Consider the following 17,026-nt stretch of genomic DNA (forward strand, 5'->3'; position numbering starts at 1 on the left):
TGATTTGCAAATTGGCAGATTATTGCTGATACCACGATTTTGGAGCCATAACTAGCAAGGACATGCCTCGGCCTTCGGGGCTATCTTTTCCTCATTCGAAAGATAACCGGATCGTTGGAAAGGATATGTCGATGACCGCTTTGTCTCTCTCCACCCGCAAGGCAACCCCCACCATAGTCGGCTATGCCGGCGCCATCGTTACCGTCTTGATCTGGGCAAACTGGATTCTTGCCACCCGCCACACGGCCGAAACACAGATGGGCACCATCGATCTCGGCCTCATCCGCTACGGCGTGCCGGCCCTCGTGCTCGCTCCCGTCTGGTGGAAGACGGGCCTGCTGCCGAAGGGCGTGCCACTGAAACTGCTCGCGCTGATGGTCTGCGGCTCCGGCGCCCTCTTCTTCCAGCTGACCACGCTTGCCATCCAGTTCACGCCTGCCTCGTCTGCCGGCATCCTGCTCGGCGGCTCCATGCCGCTCGCAACTGCCCTGATTGGTGTGCTGTTGTTCCGCGAGCGGCTTGATATCACCCGCTGGCTCGGCCTTGGCGGCATCGTCGCCGGCGTCGTGATCCTCCTGGCACGCAGCCTCTATGGCGTGCAGATCTCCTGGGAGGGCTTTACCCTGCTGCCGCTGTCGGCCGTGCTCTGGGCAAGCTACACCCATGCCTTCCGCCGCTCCGGCCTGAGTGCTCTGCAGTCGAGCGCCATCATCGCCGTCTGGTCGTTCCTGATCCATGTCGGCCTGGCCGCCGTCTTCGGCAGCTCACTTGCCTCGGTGCCGCTGCCGGAAATCGGTCTGCAGATCGTCAGCCAGGGCCTGCTGTCCGGCCTTGCCGCCACTCTCGCCTATGGCCTCGCCGTCCAGGCTCTCGGTGGCACCCAGGCCGCAGCCTTCACCGCCATCACCCCCGTCCTTGCCACGATCGGCGGCGGCTTTCTGCTCGGCGAGGAAATCGGAACAGCCGGGATTGCCGCAGCGATCGTCACGGGGCTTGGGGTGGCACTTTCGACCGGGGTGCTGGCCCGGAAATAAGTCTTTCAACTGCAAGACAATGGATCGAAGGCTGCCATGTGCAACCCTCGGCATTGAAAGCAGCATCATCTGATGCTAATTTTGATGACAACGGAGATATCAATGCGCACCACCGTAGCCATCGACGATAAGTTGCTTGCGGATGCACGCGAGGTTACCGGTCTCGCCGAGACCTCGGCAATCCTGCGTGAAGCATTGAAAGCCCTTGTGGAACGGGAAGCCGCCAAAACGCTGATACGTCTCGGCGGCACCGAACCGAATATCACGGCTCCCCCTCGTCGTCAGTTTGGCGTCGAATGATCCTGGTCGATACGTCGATCTGGATCGATCACTTTCGTTCGCTGGAGGCGCGGCTTCAATCTCTGCTGGAGCAAAAACAAGTCGTCGTTCATCCCTTTGTCGTCGGTGAGATCAGCCTTGGCAATCTGCGGCAATATGATCTCGTGATAGGAAGCCTCCGTAGACTGCCTGCAATTGCGAGAGCCTCGGATGAGGACGTTCTTTATTTCATCCGAAGCAACAAACTGCAGGGTACCGGAATCGGCTATATCGATGCTCATCTCGCGGCCGCGACGATACTGGCACCTGGAACCTATCTCTGGACGCGCGACAAACGGCTGCAACGTGTGGCCGAAAACCTCGGCATTGCCGCGCGGCTATAAATCAGAAGCGCAGCGCCATGGCCACGCGTCTGGTCGGATCAGCGCCGTGGTCAAATTCATTCTCCAGGATCTGCGTGAGAGCGGCCGACCTTTCTCCATCATCGAGGATTTGAAATCCTAAGGAGGCGTAGAATGGCGCGTTGAAGGCCACATGCCGGTCCGTCGTCAAAGTGACGCCAGTGGCCCCTTGCGTTCTCGCCGCCGCAATCGCAGCTTCCATCAGCCGACGCCCAACACCTCGCTTCTGCCAACGTCTAACGACATCGATTTCGGCGATGTAAACCGAGCTATCTTTCATAACGCCGGCCAAAAAGCCGAACGGCCGATCTTCATCGTCGACGGCAACGAACAGCAAGCCTTCCGCAAGGGATTGCTCCAACACGTCGAGAGGCAGGGACGTCGGCTCGCAAGCAACCGCGCCGGCCTCATGCAGAGCCCAGAAAGCATCGATCTCGATGGCAGCGAGCAGATGCAGTTCGCCGGCCCTGGCCGAACGGATCGTCCAGGCGCCCTGTTCGATCTCCGTCATCGCATCTCACATATTCGGATAGACCGGCCCTTCGCCGCCCTGCGGCGGCACCCAGTTGATGTTCTGGTTCGGGTCCTTGATATCGCAGGTCTTGCAGTGGACGCAGTTCTGGGCGTTGATGACGAAGGTATCCTTGCCGTCCTTCTCCACCCATTCATAGACGCCGGCCGGACAGTAGCGCGTTGACGGACCGGCATAGACATCGTGTTCCGAATTCTTCTGCAGTGCCATGTCCTTGACCTGCAGATGCACCGGCTGATCTTCCTCATGATTGGTGTTCGACAGGAACACCGAGGAGAGGCGGTCGAAGGTAAGCACGCCGTCCGGCTTCGGATAGTCGATCTTCTGGTGCTGTGCGGCGGGCTCCAGCGAGGCGGCATCCGTCTTGCCGTGCTTCAACGTGCCGAAGAAGGAGAAGCCGAAGAGCTGGTTCGTCCACATGTCGAGGCCGCCGAGCGCCACGCCGACCGCCGTGCCGAACTTCGACCACAGCGGCTTGACGTTCCGGACGCGCTTCAGGTCCTTGCCGATATCCGAAGAGCGCCACTCGTTCTCGATCTCGACCACCTCGTCATTGCCGCGACCAGCCGCGATTGCCGCGGCGATCTTGTCGGCCGCCAGCATGCCCGACAGCACCGCATTGTGGCTGCCCTTGATGCGGGGAACGTTGACGAAACCTGCCGAGCAGCCGATCAGCGCACCGCCCGGGAAGGTCAGCTTCGGCACCGACTGATATCCGCCCTCGGTGATGGCGCGCGCGCCATAAGAGATGCGTTTACCACCCTCGAAAGTGCCGCGGATGGCCGGATGGGTCTTGAAGCGCTGGAATTCCTCGAAGGGATAGAGATAGGGGTTCTTGTAGTTCAGGTGCACGACGAAGCCGACCGCGACCAAATTGTCTTCCAGATGGTAGAGGAACGAGCCGCCGCCCGTCTTCATGCCAAGAGGCCAGCCGAAGGAGTGCTGCACCAGGCCCTTCTTATGGTTCTCGCGCTTGACCTCCCAGAGCTCCTTGATGCCGATGCCGAACTTCGGCACGTCGCTGTTCCGCGCGAGATCAAACTTGGCAATCAGCTGCTTTGCGAGCGAGCCGCGCACGCCCTCGCCGATCAGCACGTATTTGCCGAGCAACGACATGCCGCGGGTATAGTTCGGGCCGGGTTCGCCGTTCTTCTCGATGCCCATGTCGCCGGTCGCGACGCCGATGACGGCTCCCTCTTCATTATAGAGCACTTCGGTCGCGGCAAAGCCGGGATAGATCTCGACGCCGAGAGCTTCGGCCTTCTCGGCAAGCCAGCGACAGACATTGCCGAGCGAGACGATATAGTTGCCGTGATTGTTCATCAGCGGCGGCATCAGGAAATTCGGCAGGCGGACGGAGCCGGCAGGCCCCAGAAACAGGAAGTGGTCGCTCGTGACTTTGGTCTTGAAGGGATGCCCCTCCTCGTCACGCCAGCCCGGCAGCAGGCGGTCGATGCCGATCGGATCGACGACGGCGCCCGACAGGATATGCGCGCCAACCTCGGCCCCCTTCTCGAGCACGACGACGGTCAGATCGGGATTGATCTGCTTCAGCCGGATCGCCGCCGACAGGCCCGCTGGACCTGCGCCGACAATCACAACGTCGAATTCCATGCTCTCGCGTTCCGGCAGCTCGTTCGCGTCAGTCATTCATCTTCTCCGCTTGGCCGGCGTCCGATCATCCCGGATCGCAGCCTTGTCCCCTTGGGCGTCTTCCCCGTTTCGGTTATCTCTTGTCAAAATGGGAGGGGATTGTCGAGCCGGGAAGCGACAGGCAATCCCCCAATTTGCCCAACACGTAAAACAAGTTAAATGACCCTTACGTTAACGTCAATATTCTGATGGTATTTGCCATCAGTTGTGAAGTGCACCTTCCATAGTCGCCCGATGGCCCTCTATAAATGCCAATCAGACAATCCAAATAGTATGAAGGGTGATCAAGATGGATCTTCGTATTGGCGGGAAGCGCGCACTGGTGCTCGCCTCATCGAAGGGGCTGGGCCATGGCATCGCCGTGGCGCTTGCCCGCGAGGGCGTGAATGTCCTGCTCTGCGGCCGCAGCGGAGACCGGCTGGACAGCAATTGCAAGGCCATCAATGCCGAGGGCAAGGGCCGGGCCGACTGGATCTGGGCCGACCTCAACGACGAGAACTTCGTTGAGGTCGTCACCAAGGCTGCGACCGAGAAGCTCGGCGGCATCGACATCCTCATCAACAATAGCGGTGGCCCGACTCCGGGGACGACGGAAGATATGACCGCCGACCGACTGGAGACCTATTTCATCTCCATGGTGTCGCGGATCATTACCCTCACCAATGCGCTCTTGCCTGAGATGAAGGCACAGGGATGGGGACGCATCCTCACCGTCGCCTCCTCCGGCGTCATCGAGCCCATTCCTAATCTTGCGCTCTCCAACACGCTGCGCCCGGCGCTTGCGGGTTGGAGCAAGACGCTGGCCAGCGAAGTAGCGGCATACGGCATCACCGTGAACATGCTTCTGCCAGGCAGCATCGCGACCGACCGGCTGGCGGAGCTCGATTCGGCCACGGCGAAACGCGGCGGCAGAAGCCTCGACGAGGTCAGCGCCGAGCGCCAACAGCGCATCCCCGCCGGCCGCTACGGCCGCGTCGAGGAATTCGCCGCCACCGCCGCCTTCCTTTGCAGCGAACCGGCGAGCTACGTGACGGGCACCATGGTCCGCTGCGATGGGGGAGCTGCTCGCTCCCTTTGAGATCGCCACCGCGGCGAACAGAGTGCAGGCCCTTGCAACAGGGCCTGACAACACAATTCCGTGAGCTGCAGCAACGCTTCTATGCACGCGGCAGCACATCTTTACACTATAAATACCGCCTAAAGCTGTTTTGCCGACCGATTATTACATAACGGCAATCAAAAAATAGCCATTTGACTGTTTGCTGCACCGCACAAACAGAAACAATTCCAAAGCTTTCCAAGCTTTAATTTTTCGTCGTCCGGAACTGTGGTAGATTCCACAGCATCAGCGTTCATGAATTCGCGTTAAAGGGACAGAATTACCGAACGTTAGCGGTAACGGCGATGTATGGATTGCGGCGAAGCTCGTCTTTGTTGTGCGACGCAATAAATACACTTCACCGTCCTCGCGCTTCCTGCAACAAGCCCCGACCGGTTCTTTAAATATGAAAAAACTTTGGCTTCCCCTCGGCCTTCTCGTCGTCGCAGCCCTTGCGGCATGGAGCTACCGCGACCGTATTCCTTTCCTTTCCGCCTTTGTCGATCAAGCGTCCGCAGAAACCAAAGACGCCGGCAAGGCGGCGCAGGCCGGCGGCAAGCGTCAGGCCGGCCCAGTCGCGGTAAAGACCGTTGCCGCAGTCAAAACTACGCTCCCAATGGACGTTCCCGCGACCGGCTGGGTCGTGCCGATCGATTCAACGACGATCGCCGCACAGGAAGCCGGATTGATCACGCAGATCGCCGTAAAAGATGGCGCGACGGTCAAAGCCGGCGACCTGATCGCAAAACTCGATCCGCGTACGGCACAGGCTGCCGTCGACAAGGACAAGGCGAACATTACGAAAGACCAGGCAAACCTTGCCCAAGCGGAGACCGCGCTGACCCGTGCCAATAGCTTGCTCACGAGCAGCGCCGGCACTCAGGCGACTGCCGATGAAGCGCGTGCGACCCGCGACGGCGCCATTGCCACGCTCAGCGCGGACCAGGCACAGCTTGCCTCGAATCAAGTCCTGCTCGGAAATACCGACATACGGGCACCTTATGATGGCAGGCTTGGCGATGTTCAATTGAGCCTGGGGGCTTATGTCAGCGCCGGCACGCCGATCGTGACGATCAGCAAATATGATCCGGCATATATCAAGTTTACCATGCAGGAAAACAATCTGCGCGAACTGCAGGAACAGCTGGCCGCGGGTCCTGTTCACGTCACCACCGTTCCCCGTTCCGCACAGGGCAAGCCCCGCACCGGAACGATCACCTTTTACGACAACACGGTCGACCAGGCTTCCGGAACGATCGCCGTGAAGGCAACGTTCGAAAATGCCAACGGTGCCTTGTGGCCGGGACGCTCCGCGAATGTCATGGTTCACTTCGCCGACAACGAGCAGCTGATCGTCGTGCCGACCGTTGCCGTCAGCCCGGGGCCGGACGGCTATATCGCCTTTGTGGTGAAAGACAACAAGGTCAAGATTACGCCAGTGACGATTGCTCGCGCCAATGGCGGCCGCACAGCCGTCGCCACAGGCCTTTCGGTCGGCGATCACGTCGTTGTCGAAGGCCAGTCGCAACTGAACAACGGCACCGAAGTCAAGGAACAGTTCAGCGACAATCCAAACGAGAAGGTCGCTTCGGCCGATGATGGAAAAACCGAAACCATCGCAGTTGGAGCGCAACAATGATCCCGACCTTCTGTATCCAGCGTCCGGTCGCGACCACGCTCCTCGCTATCGGCGTGGTGCTTGCCGGTCTCGCCGGCTATCAGCTCATCCCCGTCGCGGCAGTGCCGCAGGTGGATTTCCCGACGATCAACGTCTCGGCCCAGCTGACGGGCGCCTCACCACAGACGATGGCGACATCGGTCGCCACGCCGCTGATCAAACAGTTCGAGACGATCCCCGGCATCAGCGAAATTTCTTCGACAAACTCGCTTGGCAATACCAGCATCGTGCTGCAGTTCAATCTCGACCGCAACATCGACGCCGCCGCCGGTGACGTGCAGGCGGCGATTTCGACCGCGCAAAGAAAACTTCCCAACAACCTGACCACCCCGCCAAGCTACCGGAAGACCAATCCGGCCGACGCGCCTGTCATGCTGATCGCCGTACAAAGCGACACCTTGCAGCGCAGCAAGCTCGACGATATCGCCGAGAACATCATCTCTCCATCGATCTCGACACTGCCTGGCGTCGCTGAAGTGACCGTAAACGGCGCGCAGACCTACGCGGTGCGCATCGACGTCGATCCGAACAAGCTTCTGGATCGCGGCATCGGTATCGACACGGTCAATACAGCCGTCGTCAACGCCAACAACCAGGTCCCGGTCGGCACGTTGCAAGACTCGGCGCAGAGCATGACGATCAATGCGAATACGCAGCGCGTCAACGCCGACGAGTTTCGCACGCTGGTGATTGCCAATCCCAACGGCAAGCCAATTCACCTCGGCGACGTCGCCGACGTGCAGGACAGCGTAGAAAACCAGAATATCGGTAGCTGGTATGATGGCCAGCGAGCGATCATTCTGGCTATTCAACGCCAGCCCGATGCCAACACCGTCGACGTTGTCGATGCCGTGAACAAGACGCTGCCGAAGCTGCAGGCCGAAATGCCGGCTTCCGTCAAAATGACCGTTATGAACGACTCGGCCCAGCCAATCCGCGAGGCCATCTCGGACGTCAAGTTTACCTTGCTGCTGACCATCGGCCTGGTCGTTCTCGTCATCTACCTGTTCACGGGCCACGTGACGGCAACGATTATCCCCGGCCTCGCCGTGCCCCTTTCGCTGATATCAACTTTCGGCATGATGTATGTGCTCGGCTATAGCGTCGACAATATCTCGCTGCTCGGATTGACGATTGCAGTGGGCCTCGTGGTGGATGACGCCATCGTCATGCTGGAGAACATTCTGCGGCACATGGAAGAAGGCATGCCTGTGCGGCAGGCAGCCATCCAGGGCGCGGCCGAAGTCAGCTATACGATTATCTCCATGTCGGTCTCGCTGATCGCCGTGTTCATCCCTATCCTGCTGATGGGCGGCGTCGTTGGCCGTATCTTCAACGAATTCGGGATGGTCGTGGCAATCGCCATCATATCGTCCGCGGTGGTTTCGCTGACCGTCACGCCAATGCTCGGCTCGCGTCTCTCCAACGCCCACAGCCATCCTCCCTTGCCGGTGCGCATCTTCAATAAGGGCTTCAACTGGACCGAGGTCAATTACGGCAAGGGCGTGGAATGGTGCATTCGCCATCGCTACATCGTGCTCGGAAGCTTCCTTGCTTCGGTCGCGCTGTCGGCCTACCTTTTCCTGACGCTGCCGGCCAGCTTCTTCCCCCAGGAAGACATCGGCCGGCTGCAGATTTCAACCCGCGCCCGTCAGGATATTTCCTATCCGGCGATGCGTGACCTTCAGAACCAGGCCGCTGCGGCGATCAAGGCGAATTCGGCCGTCGAGCACGTGATGTCGGTTGTCGGCGCTAGCGCGCGCCAGACACTCAACAACGGTACGATCTACGCGCAGCTAAAGGATAAGAAGGATCGTCCGCCTCTCGACCAGACTTTGCGCGAAATACGCGCCGCCGTCGCCAAAATCCCAGGCATTCAGGTCTTCATCAACCCTCAGCAAAGCCTTCGCTTCGGCGGACGCCAGACCGCCAGCCAATATCAGCTCGTCATCCAGGCGCTTAACGCCGATCTGACGAACCAGTGGGCCAACAAGATGCTGCAGGAGATGCGAAAGGATCCACGTTTCACCGACGTGACCACCGACGCGCAATATAATGCACTGCAGGCCAATATTGTGGTCGATACGGAGAAAGCCGCCGCCTACGGCATCAACAACAACCTGCTGCGCACCACGCTTGAGGAGGCCTTCAGCGACTACGCCGCTGCACAGATCCAGTCGACCGGCGACAGCTATGACGTGATCATCGAATATGATGCGAACCAGCCTTGGGACGACCAGAAGCTGTCGCGTATCCATGTGACGTCTTCGAGCGGCCAGCAGGTTCCATTGTCGGCCTTCGCGCGCATCGAGCGCAATACCGGTCCGGTGACCATCAACCAGACCGGTCAGCTCGTCTCGACCACGGTATCCTTCAACCTGCCGGCCGGCGAAGCGCTTGGCGACGCCACGGCACAGATCGAACAGATCAAGAAGGACATCAACATGCCGGCGGACATCTTCACGTCCTACGGCGGCACGGCGCAGATCTTCCAGCAGTCGCAGGGCAGCACGCCCTATTTGATCCTCGCTGCGGTGCTGACGATCTATGTGGTTCTCGGCGTTCTCTATGAGAGCTTCATCCATCCCCTGACCATTCTGTCCGGTCTGCCGGCCGCCGCTCTCGGCGCACTGCTTGCGCTGAAGATCTTCGGCTTCGACCTGTCGGTCATCGCGCTCATCGGCTTGCTGATGCTGATCGGTATCGTGAAGAAAAACGCGATCATGATGATCGACGTGGCGCTGGAAACGCTACGCTCGAGTACTGGCATGTCGCCGGCGGAAGCGATCCACGAAGCCTGCGTACGCCGTTTCCGCCCGATCATGATGACCACCTTCTGCGCCCTGCTCGGCGCCCTGCCGATCGCGGTCGGCAGCGGCGCAAGCTCCGAGCTGCGCCAGCCGCTCGGTATCGCTGTGGTCGGCGGCTTGGTGGTGTCGCAGCTTCTGACCCTGTTCATCACGCCTGTCATCTTCCTGGAGATGAACCGCCTGAGCGACTTCCTCGGTCGTTTCGGTCGGCGCAAGGACGACGACCCGCACCAGAAGGAACCGCCGTCGGCGATTGCCGCGGAATGACAAAAACGGGCGCCGAAAGGCGCCCATTCCTTTTCCAGCAAAGCGAAACGCATCGCCGGTGAAATACTGTCGGCGGATACCACGGCGGGCAAAAATAAAAGCACCTCTCCGTCTTGAACTTGACGTCCAGCCATGTCATGACGCGCCCTCTTTGCGACAGGGCGCGTCATGCGTCCCATCAGGGGCTTGGCCCCAATCCAGACAATTTCGACGGAAAGGAGTGCGGGCATGGCTCGGGCGCTTGGTTTCGACTTCGGCACCACGAACACGGTTCTGGCGATGGCCGAAGGACCCGCGACGCAATCGGTCGCCTTCAACAGCACGGCCGGCACCGCCGACAGCATGCGCACCGCGCTCTCCTTCATGAAGGATCCGGGGCTGGGTGCGGCCGCGCTCAAGGTCGAGGCAGGACATGCGGCCATCCGGCAGTTTATCGACAATCCCGGCGACTGCCGCTTCCTGCAGTCGATCAAGACTTTTGCGGCGAGCGCACTCTTCCAGGGTACGCTGATCTTCGCCAAGCGCCACAGCTTCGAGGATCTGATGGAGATCTTCGTGCGTCGCCTGCGCGCCTACGCCGGAGAGGGATGGCCGGAGAATGTTTCGCGCATCGTCACCGGCCGACCGGTGCATTTTGCCGGCGCCAACCCGAACCCTGCCCTTGCCACCGAGCGCTACAATGCCGCTCTTGCACGATTCGGCTTTCCGGAAATTCACTACGTCTACGAGCCGGTGGCGGCGGCCTTCTACTTCGCCCAACACCTGAAGAAGGATGCGACCGTGCTGGTGGCCGACTTCGGCGGCGGCACAACCGACTATTCGCTCATCCGCTTCGAGACCCATGCCGGAAAGCTGACGGCGACGCCGATCGGCCATTCCGGCGTCGGCATCGCCGGCGATCATTTCGATTTCCGGATGATCGACAACATCGTCTCGCCGGCCATTGGGAAGGGAAGCTACTTCAAGAGTTTCGACAAGCTGCTGGAAGTGCCGACCTCCTACTACGCCAATTTCGGCCGCTGGAACCAGCTCTCGATCTTCAAGACCTCGCGCGAATATGCCGACCTGAAGACGCTGGTGCGCAGCAGCCTGGAGCCGGAGAAGCTGGAAACCTTCATCGAGCTGGTCGAGCATGACGAAGGCTATCCGCTCTATCAGGCCGTATCTGCGACGAAGATGGCGCTTTCGAGCGAGGAAGAGGCCGAATTCAACTTCCCGCCGCTCGGCAAGGCCGGCCGCAAGCATGTGCGCCGCGCCGATTTCGAGACGTGGATTGCGGAAGACCTCGCCCGCATCGAAGGAGCGCTGGATGACGTTCTGACAACGACGAACACCTCGCCCAATGCGATCGACAAGGTGTTCCTGACGGGCGGCACCTCCTTCGTGCCGGCCGTTCGGCGCATCTTCACGGAACGCTTCGGCCAGGAGCGCATCGAAACGGGCGGCGAACTGCTGTCCATCGCCCATGGTTTGGCCCTGATCGGCGAGCGGGACGATATCGCCCAGTGGACGGCGTGAGATAGCCGGCCACCCTGCCCTTTCGTTCCTGCGCCGCTTTGGTTAGAGTTCGTCCATGATTTCCGCCAGCGACCTCACACCGGCCGAGCTTGCCGCCCTTCTGCATTTCCATGCGGATGCCGGCGTTGATTGGCTGCTGGAAGATGAGCCGGTGGATCGGTTTGCGGAATTCGAGGCGATGCGCGCCGCGCGGCAGGGCTCGCGCGCAACGCAGCCAAGGGCCGAAGCGCCAGCACCCGCACCCGCCACACGGTCACTGCCCGAGCGTCGCCCCGCCGCAAAGCCGGCGACGCCTGCCGCGGCATCACCACCGCGCGCAACGCCGGCCATTCCCGACGAGCAAGCCGTGGAACAGGCCCGATTCGCGGCCGAAAGTGCGCGTTCTCTCAGTGAGTTGAAGACTGCGATCGAAGCCTTCAATGGCTGCAATCTCAAGAACAGCGCTCGTTCGACGATCTTTGCGAGCGGCACGCCGGAGGGCCGGATCATGGTGATCGGGCCGATGCCGAGCGCTGACGATGATCGCGAGGGGGCGCCGTTTGCCGGCCGCGCTGGACAGTTGCTCGACAGGATGCTCGCCGCCATCGGCCTGCAGCGCGATTCGATCCTGCTCACCAACGTCATTCCGTGGCGACCGCCGGGCAACCGCGCCCCTTCTCCGGCAGAAATCGAGATATGTCGTCCGTTCATAGAACGGCAGATTGCGCTTGCCGAGCCGAAGGCTGTGCTGCTGCTCGGTAATTTCACCGCCCGCCACTTCTTCGGCGGTGGCGAAACCATCCATGGACTGCGCGGACAATGGCGGGAAATCAGCATTCTCGGCCGAACCATCCCCGCTATCGCCAGCCTGCATCCACAGGAACTGCTGACCGCGCCCATCAATAAACGTCTGGCCTGGAGCGATCTTCTGGCCTTCAAGAATTATGTCGCCGCTGAAATATTAGGCTAATTTCAACAGCTATTAATGGAGAATGACACAAGTTATGCATTTATTGCATGGCAGTCTTCTTTTGCTGTGCGTTGCAGAATCTATGCTGCACTGCAATATAAAGGTTGTCTTGGGAGGAATTCGAAAGGAACCAAGGCAATGACTGCACGTTTTCGCCCTATTCACTGCGGGTTTGATACCCTGCGCCGCGCCATCGAGCCCGTGCGCGCCATAAACGGCCATCGCAATCTCGGCATTGCTGCCAATGAGCAGATGACCGCACGAGGCACCGGCATCTCGGCTCGCATCAGCCGCCCGACGGCAATTTTCGCCGATTTCCGCGCCTGCTGACTTGCGGGCGCGAATTGCCGGGCGATCCAGCGTAACGTTCAAGTATCGGGATTCCATCATGTCTTCAGGTTTGCGTTCATTCATCGCTCTGCTCGATTCCGTCGGCCATATCGGCTCTGCGGTGCGGGCCGCCGAGGAATTCGAGCGCGCACGCAATTTTCACAAGGACGAGTGCCGCAGCACAAGCGCTGCCCGGATCGTCGCGACCAGCATTCCGCTTTGAGATTTTACAGGCAGAATTACTCTGCCTGATTAACGGCTCGGGCCGAACGGGCAGTTCCGAGAGAGCCCCGCCCTCTATGCGGACCGCGCCCAGGCGAAGGCCTCATCGACCGCAGCCAATTTTACGGCCTGCCATCCGCAATACTGATCGAGAAAATTGCGCGATATCCACATACGCGTCTTCTTGGGTTCGTCATGCCAGCCGATGTCTCCGCGGTCGGCAGATTTACGCAGGATACGCTGCAAATGGGTACGCGATATCATAAAATGCGCGGCGAGAGCGCGGGCATCGACATGGCCGATATCGATTCGATCGCCGACTTCTCCACTGAGATCCAGCCTTGACACGATATGATCGACAACAAGACCGCCGGATTCCGTCCAGAGAAATAGGCCTACGCTTTCCGGCGGTTCGCGCCAGATGTCGGCGGCCAGACAATTGCGGGTCATGCGCGGCTGTGCCAGATCCATCAGCATCGGCGAAGCCACCAGCGCGGCTGCGCGGCTGCCATTGTCAAGGAGATCGAGCGCGGCCAGATTGGCGAGATACCAGCCGAACATCGCCGTATAGCTGATTTCGGTCGGCACGTAGCGGCGCGGACGGCGGGCAGGACCTGGAGCCAACTCCAGGAAGCGATAGGTCAGCAGTTCCTCGATGAAGCTCAGGACCGTGTTGCGGCTGGCGATGCGGTAATGCGTGATGAGGTTGCGCAGGGCAACAACGGTCAGCCCCGAACCCGGAATCCCCGGATCATATTCAAGATGAAGCGCATAGGCGGCCTGGGTCAGAAGCCAGCGCTGATGTGAGGCGAGCATGCGCGCAACCCTCGGGCCGCTATCATAACGGTTACGCAATGTCTCAGAGAGAAAGCTCAAGGATGCTACGAACTTAGGATGACGAGCAAGTTGCTCGATGGGAAAACTCAATCGGGCCTCCTGGGGTGCCCTTCTTAAAAGCAACAGAAAGTGGATGTTTCATTTTTGTGAACGAAATCATCGGAATCGATCATAATTCCGACATCTAATAGCATGCTATAGTTATGCAAGCGCTTTTATATCGCAAGGGGTTAAACAAATAATTTACTTTAAATTATTGTTTCCCGACCGTAACGGCCTGCACCCAATAGCAATGCAGTCATGATGATCCACCGGAACGTTATGGTAGCAATTGCACTGTCGGTCTGCAAATGCAGGCGTAGAGCTGCCACTTTTTATTTGAATAGCTGAATCGAGAACCGCTCGGCGAGCGAATACTTATTGTGCCATAACAAAACATATTGGCATTGCGATATGACTTTAACTTTGGTTCAGATTTCGGTGTAATGATGCGGCACTTTCAGTCCGGAGGAGGGCTTCGGACTGTGCCCGCCATAGCATAGCCTGATCAGGATAGACCATGCGCACAGACACCGGCCAGATCGTCAATCTGGCAGACTATCGTCCCACCGACTTCGTTCTGGAACGCGTGGACCTCACCTTCGATCTGCATCCGACCGAGACCAAGGTGGAGGCACGGCTGATCTTCCATCGGCGCGAAGGTATCGATCCCAAGGCACCCTTGGTGCTCGATGGCGACGAGCTGGTGCTCTCCGGCCTGCTGCTCGATCAGACGGAGCTGTCTGCCGCGCAATATGACGCCACGCCTGAAAGCCTCACGGTTCGCGATCTGCCGGAAAGCACGCCCTTCGAGCTGACGATCATGACCGTTATCAACCCGGAAGCCAACACGCAGCTGATGGGTCTCTATCGCACCGGCGGCATTTATTGCACGCAGTGCGAGGCCGAAGGCTTCCGCCGTATCACCTATTTCCCCGACCGGCCGGATGTTCTCGCCCCCTATACGGTCAACATCATAGCCGACAAGGCCGCCAATCCGCTGCTGCTGTCGAACGGCAATTTCCTCGGCGGCGCCGGCTATGGTGAAGGCAAGCATTTCGCCGCGTGGTTCGATCCGCACCCGAAGCCGAGCTATCTCTTCGCGCTCGTCGCTGGCGATCTTGGTGTCGTCGAAGACACGTTCACCACGATGTCCGGCCGTGAGGTCGCTCTGAAGATCTATGTCGAGCACGGCAAGGAGCCGCGTGCGACCTACGCCATGGATGCGCTGAAGCGCTCGATGAAGTGGGACGAAGAGCGGTTCGGCCGCGAATACGATCTCGACATCTTCATGATCGTCGCCGTATCGGACTTCAACATGGGGGCGATGGAGAATAAGGGCCTCAACGTCTTCAACGACAAGTACGTTCTGGCCGACCCAGAGACGGCAACCGATGCCGACTATGCCAATATCGAAGCCATCATCGCGCACGAATATTTCCACAACTGGACGGGCAACCGCATCACCTGCCGCGACTGGTTCCAGCTCTGCCTCAAGGAAGGCCTGACGGTCTATCGCGATCACGAGTTCTCTGCCGACCAGCGCTCGCGTCCCGTCAAGCGGATCGCCGAAGTCCGTCACCTGAAGTCGGAACAGTTTCCAGAGGACAGCGGGCCGCTTGCCCATCCGGTGCGGCCGACGACATACCGTGAAATCAATAACTTCTACACGACGACCGTCTATGAGAAGGGCAGCGAAGTCACACGCATGATCGCGACGCTGCTCGGCCGCGATCTCTTCAAGAAGGGCATGGACCTCTATTTCGACCGGCATGACGGACAGGCCGTTACGATCGAAGATTTCGTCAGATGTTTCGAGGATGTCAGCGGTCGCGACCTCACACAGTTTTCGCTATGGTATCACCAAGCCGGCACGCCGCTCGTCACGGCATCCGGCGCCTATGATGCCGATGCCAAGACGTTCATCCTGTCGCTCGAGCAGATGGTGCCGGCGACGCCGGGCCAGACCGTGAAGAAGCCGATGCACATTCCGCTACGCATGGGCTTGCTCGCCGAAGACGGCACGATCATCACGCCCGCGTCCGTTACCGGGGCAGAGCTCACCGACGATGTCCTGCATCTGACGAAGCAGGCGCAGACCGTGACATTCCACGGCATTCCCTCGCGGCCAGTTCTTTCGCTCAATCGCAGCTTCTCGACGCCGATCAACTTGCAATTCAGCCAGAGCACCCAGGACCTTGCACTGATTGCTCGCTACGAGACCGATCATTTCGCCCGCTGGCAGGCGCTGATCGATCTTGGCCTGCCGAACCTCTTGCAGGCGGCGCGCGATATACGCCAAGGCATCGATATCACTTGCGATTCAGCCTTCACCGAGGCGCTGCTCGCAGCCGCAGCCGACGAAAGCCTGGAGCCGGCATTCCGCGCTCAGGCGCTCGCCCTGCCCAGCGAGGCCGATATCGCCCGCGAACTCGGCGGCAACAACGACCCCGATGCCATTCACGCCGCACGCCAGACGATCATCAAGCGGGTCGCGGAAGCTGGAAAGCATGTCTTCACCGCCCTCTATGACAGCATGCAGACGTCCGGCCCCTTTACCCCGGATTCGGCAAGCGCCGGTCGCCGCGCCTTGCGCAATACGGCACTGAGCTATCTCTCGCAGCTGGACGAGACGCCAGCGAGAGCAAAGGCCGCCTATGACGCGGCGAACAACATGACCGATCTCAGTGCGGCACTGACCATTTTGGCCCAACGCTTCCCGGATACTGCCGAGACGGCGGCAGCGCTTGCGCATTTCCGCGACCGCTTCGTAGACAATGCGCTCGTCATCGACAAGTGGCTCGCCATTCAGGCAGCGATTCCTGGCGCCGGCGCGCTGGAGCGCATCCGGCTGCTCATGGGGACACCGCTGTTCAAGCACACCAATCCCAACCGCGTGCGGGCGCTGATCGGCACCTTCGCCTTCGCCAACCCCACCGGCTTTGGCCGCGTAGATGGTGCCGGATACAATTTCCTGGCCGACGAGATCCTCGAGATCGATCAGCGCAACCCGCAGCTTGCGGCACGCATCCTGACTTCAATGCGCTCCTGGCGCCTGCTGGAGCCGGTGCGGGCCGACCATGCCCGCGCGGCGCTGATGCGGATCGAGCGCGCAGGCGGTCTTTCGACCGACGTGCGCGACATCGTCGAACGTATCCTCAAGGAGTGATTTCGATCGCCCGGTGCGCCGGTTTCAAAGGCTGATTTGCATTGGCCTTTTCAGCTTCAACGAGTCCCGAAAGCATGCAACCTACCGCTGCGTGTGCAAAACATGCTGAAATCGCAGATGGTTAAGAAAGTTTTACCGCACCCTCTGGACAAGCCGAATCACGAATGATTCATTAGGGCAGATTCGGGCGAGCGGCGCAGCGAATCACA

The 17,026-nt window shown here is 59.8% G+C and carries 14 protein-coding genes; 11 read left to right on the forward strand and 3 right to left on the reverse strand.

Annotated features, from left to right (window positions below):
• The first annotated feature begins 131 nt into the window (after positions 1-131).
• The 3 genes from FBZ99_RS05245 (at position 132) to FBZ99_RS05255 (ending at position 1,696) form a co-directional block, all read left to right on the forward strand.
• On the forward strand, positions 132-1,034 hold the full coding sequence (locus FBZ99_RS05245; protein ID WP_145631761.1) for a DMT family transporter: 903 nt from the start codon (positions 132-134) through the stop codon (positions 1,032-1,034).
• A 102-nt stretch (positions 1,035-1,136) separates the two neighbouring features.
• Positions 1,137-1,334 (forward strand): type II toxin-antitoxin system VapB family antitoxin, encoded by a 198-nt coding sequence (locus tag FBZ99_RS05250; RefSeq protein WP_069616104.1) that lies wholly within the window; start codon positions 1,137-1,139, stop codon positions 1,332-1,334.
• Positions 1,331-1,696, forward strand: a complete 366-nt coding sequence (locus FBZ99_RS05255) for a type II toxin-antitoxin system VapC family toxin (RefSeq protein WP_145631763.1) — start codon at positions 1,331-1,333, stop codon at positions 1,694-1,696. The genes FBZ99_RS05250 and FBZ99_RS05255 overlap by 4 nt, the downstream gene beginning before the upstream one ends.
• A gap of 1 nt (position 1,697) precedes the next feature.
• On the opposite strand, the gene FBZ99_RS05260 is transcribed toward FBZ99_RS05255, so the two are convergent.
• Both FBZ99_RS05260 and FBZ99_RS05265 read right to left on the reverse strand, forming a co-directional pair.
• Positions 1,698-2,225 (reverse strand): GNAT family N-acetyltransferase, encoded by a 528-nt coding sequence (locus FBZ99_RS05260; protein ID WP_145631765.1) that lies wholly within the window; start codon positions 2,223-2,225, stop codon positions 1,698-1,700.
• A 6-nt stretch (positions 2,226-2,231) separates the two neighbouring features.
• Positions 2,232-3,896 (reverse strand): electron transfer flavoprotein-ubiquinone oxidoreductase, encoded by a 1,665-nt coding sequence (locus FBZ99_RS05265; protein ID WP_145631767.1) that lies wholly within the window; start codon positions 3,894-3,896, stop codon positions 2,232-2,234.
• Between the two features lie 292 nt (positions 3,897-4,188).
• Here FBZ99_RS05265 and FBZ99_RS05270 point away from each other — a divergent pair, with 292 nt between their 5' ends.
• The 7 genes from FBZ99_RS05270 to FBZ99_RS33045 all read left to right on the forward strand — a co-directional run bounded on the left by FBZ99_RS05270 (position 4,189) and on the right by FBZ99_RS33045 (position 12,773).
• Positions 4,189-4,977, forward strand: a complete 789-nt coding sequence (locus FBZ99_RS05270; RefSeq protein WP_113354037.1) for an SDR family oxidoreductase — start codon at positions 4,189-4,191, stop codon at positions 4,975-4,977.
• A gap of 427 nt (positions 4,978-5,404) precedes the next feature.
• A complete protein-coding gene (locus FBZ99_RS05275) occupies positions 5,405-6,637 on the forward strand; it encodes an efflux RND transporter periplasmic adaptor subunit (RefSeq protein WP_145631770.1) in 1,233 nt (410 codons plus the stop codon).
• Entirely contained in the window at positions 6,634-9,753 is a 3,120-nt protein-coding gene (locus tag FBZ99_RS05280) for an efflux RND transporter permease subunit (RefSeq protein WP_145631772.1), read from the forward strand. The genes FBZ99_RS05275 and FBZ99_RS05280 overlap by 4 nt, the downstream gene beginning before the upstream one ends.
• 228 nt (positions 9,754-9,981) lie before the next feature.
• Positions 9,982-11,271: an Hsp70 family protein gene (locus FBZ99_RS05285; RefSeq protein WP_113354034.1), complete on the forward strand. Its 1,290-nt coding sequence runs from the start codon at positions 9,982-9,984 to the stop codon at positions 11,269-11,271.
• A 55-nt stretch (positions 11,272-11,326) separates the two neighbouring features.
• Positions 11,327-12,220 carry a uracil-DNA glycosylase gene (locus tag FBZ99_RS05290; protein ID WP_113354033.1) on the forward strand — a complete coding sequence of 298 codons (894 nt, stop codon included), beginning with the start codon at positions 11,327-11,329 and terminating at the stop codon, positions 12,218-12,220.
• A 138-nt stretch (positions 12,221-12,358) separates the two neighbouring features.
• Positions 12,359-12,550 (forward strand): hypothetical protein, encoded by a 192-nt coding sequence (locus FBZ99_RS05295; RefSeq protein WP_092710297.1) that lies wholly within the window; start codon positions 12,359-12,361, stop codon positions 12,548-12,550.
• A gap of 58 nt (positions 12,551-12,608) precedes the next feature.
• On the forward strand, positions 12,609-12,773 hold the full coding sequence (locus FBZ99_RS33045) for a hypothetical protein (protein ID WP_168192546.1): 165 nt from the start codon (positions 12,609-12,611) through the stop codon (positions 12,771-12,773).
• Positions 12,774-12,847: 74 nt separating this feature from the next.
• Here FBZ99_RS33045 and FBZ99_RS05300 read toward each other — a convergent pair whose 3' ends face one another.
• On the reverse strand, positions 12,848-13,699 hold the full coding sequence (locus FBZ99_RS05300) for a hypothetical protein (RefSeq protein WP_113354032.1): 852 nt from the start codon (positions 13,697-13,699) through the stop codon (positions 12,848-12,850).
• A 469-nt stretch (positions 13,700-14,168) separates the two neighbouring features.
• On the opposite strand from FBZ99_RS05300, the gene pepN reads away from it, so the two are divergent.
• A complete protein-coding gene (pepN, locus tag FBZ99_RS05305) occupies positions 14,169-16,817 on the forward strand; it encodes an aminopeptidase N (protein ID WP_113390331.1) in 2,649 nt (882 codons plus the stop codon).
• The last annotated feature ends 209 nt before the right edge of the window (positions 16,818-17,026 follow it).

Origin of the sequence: Rhizobium sp. ERR 1071, assembly GCF_007828675.1 — a bacterium.
Taxonomy (GTDB): domain Bacteria; phylum Pseudomonadota; class Alphaproteobacteria; order Rhizobiales; family Rhizobiaceae; genus Rhizobium; species Rhizobium dioscoreae.

What these genes read in the sequence shown, in the direction of transcription:
- FBZ99_RS05280 (WP_145631772.1), top strand. Translation starts at nt 6,634, where the DNA reads ATGATCCCGACCTTCTGTATCCAGCGTCCGGTCGCGACCACGCTCCTC.
- FBZ99_RS05255 (WP_145631763.1), top strand. Translation starts at nt 1,331, where the DNA reads ATGATCCTGGTCGATACGTCGATCTGGATCGATCACTTTCGTTCGCTG.
- FBZ99_RS05245 (WP_145631761.1), top strand. Translation starts at nt 132, where the DNA reads ATGACCGCTTTGTCTCTCTCCACCCGCAAGGCAACCCCCACCATAGTC.
- FBZ99_RS33045 (WP_168192546.1), top strand. Translation starts at nt 12,609, where the DNA reads ATGTCTTCAGGTTTGCGTTCATTCATCGCTCTGCTCGATTCCGTCGGC.
- FBZ99_RS05250 (WP_069616104.1), top strand. Translation starts at nt 1,137, where the DNA reads ATGCGCACCACCGTAGCCATCGACGATAAGTTGCTTGCGGATGCACGC.
- FBZ99_RS05295 (WP_092710297.1), top strand. Translation starts at nt 12,359, where the DNA reads ATGACTGCACGTTTTCGCCCTATTCACTGCGGGTTTGATACCCTGCGC.
- FBZ99_RS05270 (WP_113354037.1), top strand. Translation starts at nt 4,189, where the DNA reads ATGGATCTTCGTATTGGCGGGAAGCGCGCACTGGTGCTCGCCTCATCG.
- FBZ99_RS05290 (WP_113354033.1), top strand. Translation starts at nt 11,327, where the DNA reads ATGATTTCCGCCAGCGACCTCACACCGGCCGAGCTTGCCGCCCTTCTG.
- FBZ99_RS05260 (WP_145631765.1), bottom strand. Translation starts at nt 2,225, where the DNA reads ATGACGGAGATCGAACAGGGCGCCTGGACGATCCGTTCGGCCAGGGCC.
- FBZ99_RS05285 (WP_113354034.1), top strand. Translation starts at nt 9,982, where the DNA reads ATGGCTCGGGCGCTTGGTTTCGACTTCGGCACCACGAACACGGTTCTG.
- FBZ99_RS05265 (WP_145631767.1), bottom strand. Translation starts at nt 3,896, where the DNA reads ATGACTGACGCGAACGAGCTGCCGGAACGCGAGAGCATGGAATTCGAC.
- FBZ99_RS05275 (WP_145631770.1), top strand. Translation starts at nt 5,405, where the DNA reads ATGAAAAAACTTTGGCTTCCCCTCGGCCTTCTCGTCGTCGCAGCCCTT.
- pepN (WP_113390331.1), top strand. Translation starts at nt 14,169, where the DNA reads ATGCGCACAGACACCGGCCAGATCGTCAATCTGGCAGACTATCGTCCC.